This is a genomic window from Mesorhizobium tamadayense (genome assembly GCF_003863365.1).
Lineage (GTDB): Bacteria > Pseudomonadota > Alphaproteobacteria > Rhizobiales > Rhizobiaceae > Mesorhizobium > Mesorhizobium tamadayense.
On record NZ_RQXT01000111.1, the window covers coordinates 1 to 5769 of the forward strand.

Annotated in this window: 6 protein-coding genes; all 6 read right to left on the reverse strand. The window is 65.3% G+C overall.

Features of this window, described 5'->3' with window-relative positions; genetic code table 11:
* Positions 1-135: 135 nt before the first annotated feature.
* The 6 genes from EH240_RS36370 to rpmI all read right to left on the reverse strand — a co-directional run bounded on the left by EH240_RS36370 (position 136) and on the right by rpmI (position 5598).
* Positions 136-738 (reverse strand): nucleotidyltransferase family protein, encoded by a 603-nt coding sequence (locus tag EH240_RS36370; RefSeq protein WP_125007163.1) that lies wholly within the window; start codon positions 736-738, stop codon positions 136-138.
* 124 nt (positions 739-862) lie between these two features.
* On the reverse strand, positions 863-3271 hold the full coding sequence (pheT, locus tag EH240_RS36375) for a phenylalanine--tRNA ligase subunit beta (protein WP_125007164.1): 2409 nt from the start codon (positions 3269-3271) through the stop codon (positions 863-865).
* Positions 3268-3720: a GFA family protein gene (locus EH240_RS36380; protein WP_125007165.1), complete on the reverse strand. Its 453-nt coding sequence runs from the start codon at positions 3718-3720 to the stop codon at positions 3268-3270. The genes pheT and EH240_RS36380 overlap by 4 nt, the downstream gene beginning before the upstream one ends.
* Complete coding sequence (pheS, locus tag EH240_RS36385) at positions 3717-4814, reverse strand: phenylalanine--tRNA ligase subunit alpha (protein WP_125007166.1); 1098 nt, start codon at positions 4812-4814, stop codon at positions 3717-3719. Before pheS ends, EH240_RS36380 begins: the two co-directional genes overlap by 4 nt.
* A 140-nt stretch (positions 4815-4954) precedes the next feature.
* A complete protein-coding gene (rplT, locus tag EH240_RS36390) occupies positions 4955-5356 on the reverse strand; it encodes a 50S ribosomal protein L20 (protein ID WP_071100686.1) in 402 nt (133 codons plus the stop codon).
* A 38-nt stretch (positions 5357-5394) separates the two neighbouring features.
* Complete coding sequence (gene rpmI, locus EH240_RS36395; RefSeq protein WP_027166935.1) at positions 5395-5598, reverse strand: 50S ribosomal protein L35; 204 nt, start codon at positions 5596-5598, stop codon at positions 5395-5397.
* Positions 5599-5769 lie beyond the last annotated feature (171 nt).

Consider the following 5769-nt stretch of genomic DNA (forward strand, 5'->3'; position numbering starts at 1 on the left):
GGCAGCTTCGCGGTTCCAGCCCTCATTCAACGCTGGCGATTGGCGAAAGTCAAAGTGACATCCGATCTCCCCCCGCAAGGGTCCCTCGAGGGGGAGATGCCCGGTAGGGCAGAGGGGCGAACATCTCAATCCTCTTCACCATGGCACCACGCTAATCTCCGGCCAATACTGCTTGGCCCGCGCACCCTTCGCCTCATGGGTCCGATGATTGTCCAGCACCCTGTTCGGTGTGATGCGGAACGAGAAGATGTCGTCGAGCCCGAACGGCGCCATCAGATCGAGCCGCTCGTCGCCATCGAACCGCACCCCAACCGCATGGGTCTTCGAAGCAAAAAAGGACAGCGCCTCGGCGGAGGCGGCCAGCCTGGGATAGGTGCCGCCGAAGCGCGCTTCGTACCACAGATGCACCCGCGCTTGGTTGCGCACCTCGACTGGCAGCGCCAGTCCTTCGAAATGCTCCGCCGCCCGGCGGATCACCGCGTCCTCGGCCTCGTAGGCGAGGTCGGCGTCGTCGAAATAGAACAGGTCGACATCCTTGATGCCGTAGCCCGGCGGCTTGCGGGTCAGATGGTTCCAGACGCTGTTGTAGAGTGCGCCGGAAACCACCAGCCAGTCCGGCAAGGCAAGCTGGCGCACCCGCGCCAGCGTTTCGGCAAGCAGCGGGTCGGCTGCGACGATGGCGAGGAAGGCCGCGCGCTGCTCGTCGAAAGGAAGGCCGGAATAGCGGAGATGGTCCATCGCCCTTTGGAGGGCGATTCGCCATCGCTCCGCAATCCGCCACAGCAATTCCAGGAAAAGTGTTTTGCGGTTTTCCGTCCGGAATTGCGTAAAAACAAAATACTTAGAGCGGCGTTGAGCCGCTCTAAGCGCGCAGCTCGCCGCCCGTCTGCTTGTTGACGTTCTCGACGATGCGTTTTGCCAGCGCCTCGAAATCCTCGTCGGTCAGCGTCTTTTCCACCGGCTGGATCGAGACTTCGATGGCGATCGACTTCTTGGCGGTGCCGAGCGAGGCGCCCTCGAAGACGTCGAAGACCGAGACGCCGGTGACCAGCTTCTTGTCGGCGGCAAGCGCCGCCCGCACCAGCGTGCCGGCCTCGACCGATTTGTCGACGACGAAGGCGAAGTCGCGCTTCACCGCCTGGAAGGGCGAAAGCTCGAGCCTCGGCTTGGTGCGCGTCGGCTTGGCCTTCGGCTCCGGGACGGCGTCGACAAAGACCTCGAAGCCGCATAGCGGCCCGGAAACGTCGAGCGCCTCCAGCGTCTTCGGATGGAATTCGCCGAAGGTGCCGAGCACGGTCTTCGGGCCGAGCTTGATGGTGCCGGAACGGCCGGGATGGTACCAGGCCGGGCCGCCGGGCTCGATCTGCAGCCGGTCGACCAGCGCGCCGCAGGCTTCTAGCGCCGCGATCGCGTCGGCCTTGGCGTCGAACACGCCGACCGGCCCGGAATTGCCGGCCCAGCTGCGGCCCGAGCCGTCGAGCTTGGCCGTGCCGCGCCGCACGCCGGCGGCGACGCGCCGCTGCTGGTCGGCCGCGTCGCCTTCATAGGTGCCGGAGACCTCGAACAGCGCCACGTCGCCGATGCCGCGGTCGGCATTGCGCTGCGCGGCGCTGATCAGCCCCGGCAGCAGCGAAGGCCGCATGTCCGACATGTCGGCGGCAATCGGATTGGCGAGCTTCAGCCCGTTCTGGCCGCCGCCGAACAGCTCGGCGTGCTTTGCCGGAATGAAGGACCAGGTCACGGCCTCCATCATGCCGCGTACGGCAAGCGCGCGCTTGGCCGCGCGGGTGCGCACCTGCAGCGTCGTCAGGATCCTGCCGTTGACCGCGCCATGCGAGGTCAGCGGCTGCGGCGCGATGTTGTCGACGCCGTGGATGCGCATCACTTCCTCGACGAGGTCGGCCTTGCCGTCGACATCCGGCCGCCAGGACGGCACAGCCACGTCTACGACGTCGCTTGACCCCTGCGGCTCGAAGCCGAGCCGGGTCAGGATACCGAGCGCTTCTTCTTTCGGCACCTCGATGCCGGTCAGCCGCTTCACTTCCGACAGCGGGAAGGAGATGACCTTCGGCTGGTGCCCGGCATAGCCCGCCACCTCGATTTCCGTCGGCGTGCCGCCGCAGAAATCGAGCACCAGCTTGGTCGCGAGATCGACGCCCGGCACCATGAATTCGGGATCGACGCCGCGCTCGAAGCGGTACCGCGCATCGCTGATGATGCCGAGCGTGCGGCCGGTGCGGGCGGTGGTGATCGGGTCCCAGAGCGCGGATTCGATCAGCACGTCGGTCGTGTTCTCGTCGCAGCCCGAATGCTCGCCGCCCATGATGCCGGCGATCGATTCGACGCCGTCCTCGTCGGCGATCACGCACATCTCCGGCGTCAGCGTGTATTTGCGTCCGTCGAGCGCCAGAACCTTCTCGCCGTCCTTCGCGCGCCGCACGGTGAGATTGCCGGCGACCTTCGCGGCATCGAAGACATGCAACGGCCGGCCGCGGTCGAAGGTGACGTAGTTGGTGATGTCGACCAGCGCGCTGATCGGGCGCAAGCCAATGGCGGTCAGCCGCTGCTGCAGCCATTTCGGCGACGGGCCGTTCTTCACGCCCCTCACCAGCGTCAGCGCGAAGCCGGGGCAGAGTTCGGGCGCCTCGATCTTGACCTTGACCGGGCACATGCCATTGCCGACATGCGGCATGATCGCGCCGCCGGTGAGCCGGCCGAGGCCGCTCGCCGCGAGGTCGCGGGCGATGCCGTAGACGCTGGTGGCGTCCGGCCGGTTCGGCGTCAGATTGATCTCGATCACCGGGTCGTCGAGATGCGCGTAAGCCGCGAAGCTGGTGCCGACCGGCGCGTCCTGCGGCAGGTCGATGATGCCGGTGTGCTCGTCCGACAGCTGCAGTTCCCGCTCCGAGCACATCATGCCGTGGCTCTCGACGCCGCGGATCTTGCCCACCGAAAGCGTCACGTCGATGCCGGGAATATAGGTGCCGGGCGCCGCAAAGGCGCCGATCAAGCCCGCGCGGGCGTTCGGCGCCCCGCACACCACTTGCACCGGCGGCTTGCCGTCGCCGGTGTCGACGGTGAGCACGCGCAGCCGGTCGGCGTCGGGATGCTGCGCCGCCGTCAGCACCTTGGCGATGACGAAGGGCTTCAGGCTCGCTTTGTCGTCGACATGCTCGACCTCGAGGCCGATCGCGGTCAGCCGCTCGACGATCTCGGCAAGCGAGGCGTCGGTCTCGAGATGGTCCTTGAGCCAGGAGAGGGTGAATTTCATGACTGTGTTCCGTCTGGTCTTTGTCCGTCGGGCCTCTGCCCGTCGGGTCTGGGCACGCTGGTCTTCAGCTCGCGCGGCAGCGCGTCGGGCATGTGCAGGAAGGGCAGTTGCTCGCGCACATGGGCATGCACGGTCGGCCTGAAATAGGCCGGCATGTCCATCGCGCCGAGCATGAAATAGATTTGGCCGCCGAGCCGCTCGTCGACATAGGCGATCGGCGAGCCGCAGGTGCCACAGAACGAGCGCCTCACCGGGCCATTCTCGTAAGTCTTCAGCGCCTTGCCGTCGAGCGCCACCTGGTCGGCCATGAAGCCGACGAAGGCCGACACCGGCGCGCCGCTCGCGCGCCGGCAATCGCTGCAATGGCAATAGCTGATGTGGTGCGGCTCGGCCGAGGCCTCGAACCGCACCGCGCCGCAGCGGCAGCCGCCGGTGTGCGGGGCCGTCATGTCGAGAGCCCTCCGAACAGCGTCGGCAGGTCGAGCGGCCTGAAGCCGTAATGCGACAGCCAGCGCACATCCGCGTCGAAGAAGGCGCGCAGGTCCGGCATGCCGTATTTCAGCATGGCGATGCGGTCGATGCCCATGCCCCAGGCAAAGCCCTGGTATTCGTCGGGATCGAGCCCGCCGTGACGCAGCACGTTGGGATGCACCATGCCGCAGCCGAGGATCTCCATCCAGTCGGAGCCTTCGCCGAAGCGCACTTCGCCGGGCCGCGAGCGGTCGCACTGGATGTCGACCTCGAGGCTGGGCTCGGTGAACGGGAAGAAGGACGGCCGGAAGCGCATCTTGACGCTCGGCACCTCGAAAAAGGCCTTGCAGAACTCCTCCAGCACCCACTTCATATTGGCGATGTTCGCGGTTTTGTCGATCACCAGCCCCTCGACCTGATGGAACATCGGCGAGTGCGTGGCGTCCGAATCCTGCCGGTAGGTCTTGCCGGGGATGACGATGCGGATCGGCGGCTTCTGCTGTTCCATGGTGCGGATCTGCACGGGCGAGGTGTGCGTGCGCAAAAGCTTGCGCTCGCCCTTCTCGTCCGGCTGGAAGAAGAAAGTGTCGTGCATCTCGCGCGCCGGATGGCCTTCCGGGAAGTTGAGCGCGGTGAAATTGTAGTAGTCGGTCTCGATGTCCGGACCTTCGGCGATCGAGAAGCCGAGATCGCCGAAGATCGCCGCGATCTCGTCGATGACCTGGCTGATCGGGTGGATACGGCCGCGCTCGGCCGGCGACTGGCGCACCGGCAGCGTGACGTCGACCGTCTCGGCGGCGAGCCGGGCGGCGATCGCCACGTCCTTCAGCTCCGCCTTGCGCGCCGTCAGCGCCTCGGTGACGCGGTTCTTCAGCCCGTTGATCGCCGGGCCCTTCACCTGCCGTTCCTCGGCGCTCATGGCACCGAGCGTCTTCAGCATTTCGGAGACCGAGCCTTTCTTGCCCAGCGCCGAGACGCGCACCGCCTCGATCGCCTGCTCGTCGGCCGCGGCCGCGATGTCGGCAAGCAGTGAAGCTTCAAGGGTTTCAAGATTTCCAGCAGTGGCGTTCACGGCGAAACTCTCTCAATGGGGTAACCAGCACCGTGCGGTGTGGTACCATTTTGACTACATCAGGCAAAAAAGAACCCGCGCCAGCCGTGCCAGCGCGGGTTCCCCAAAATCAGAATTGCGAATGCTTGGGAAGCGCTGGCTTAGGCGACAGCGCTCTCAAAAGCGTTCGGTGTGGTGTTCTTCAAATATTCGAGCGCGACCTTGGCCTTGGCGACCAGCGCGGCGAAAGCCTGCGGCTCGTGGATGGCCATGTCCGAAAGGATCTTGCGGTCGATCTCGATGCCGGCCTTGTTGAGCCCGTCGATGAAACGGCCATAGGTCAGGCCGTGCTCATGCACCGCCGCGTTGATGCGCTGGATCCACAGCGCGCGGAACGAGCGCTTGCGGTTCTTGCGGTCGCGGTAGGCGTACTGCAGCGACTTCTCCACCGCCTGCTTGGCGATGCGGATGGTGTTCTTGCGGCGGCCGTAGAAACCCTTGGCGGCTTTCAGGACCTTCTTGTGCTTGGCGTGGGCGGTGACGCCTCTCTTTACGCGTGCCATGTCATGATCTCCTTAAACGCTGTTCCGGACCGAAATGCTTAAAGGCCGTTCGGCAGAAAATTCTTGATGACCTTCTTGCCGTCCGGTTCAGCCAGAACCATCGTGCCGCGGGCATCGCGAATGAACTTGTTGGAACGCTTGATCATGCCATGACGCTTGCCGGCGGCAGCCGACAGCACCTTGCCTGTGGCAGTAATCTTGAACCGCTTCTTGGCGGCCGATTTGGTCTTCATCTTGGGCATTTTGCTACTCCGTATCGTGGGCGCACCATCGCGCTTCTTGTTCGCTTCGGGCCGACCAAAGCCCGACAAGCAAATGAAACCGCCACGGCATGCCCTGCCGGGCGGTTTTCTTGGAACGGCGGTCCTATACGTCAAAGCGGCTGACTGTGCAACACCTGCCGGAGTGCAACA

Coding starts and splice junctions, on each gene's coding strand:
- rplT (WP_071100686.1), bottom strand. CDS start 5,356: ATGGCACGCGTAAAGAGAGGCGTCACCGCCCACGCCAAGCACAAGAAG.
- EH240_RS36380 (WP_125007165.1), bottom strand. CDS start 3,720: ATGACGGCCCCGCACACCGGCGGCTGCCGCTGCGGCGCGGTGCGGTTC.
- rpmI (WP_027166935.1), bottom strand. CDS start 5,598: ATGCCCAAGATGAAGACCAAATCGGCCGCCAAGAAGCGGTTCAAGATT.
- EH240_RS36370 (WP_125007163.1), bottom strand. CDS start 738: ATGGACCATCTCCGCTATTCCGGCCTTCCTTTCGACGAGCAGCGCGCG.
- pheT (WP_125007164.1), bottom strand. CDS start 3,271: ATGAAATTCACCCTCTCCTGGCTCAAGGACCATCTCGAGACCGACGCC.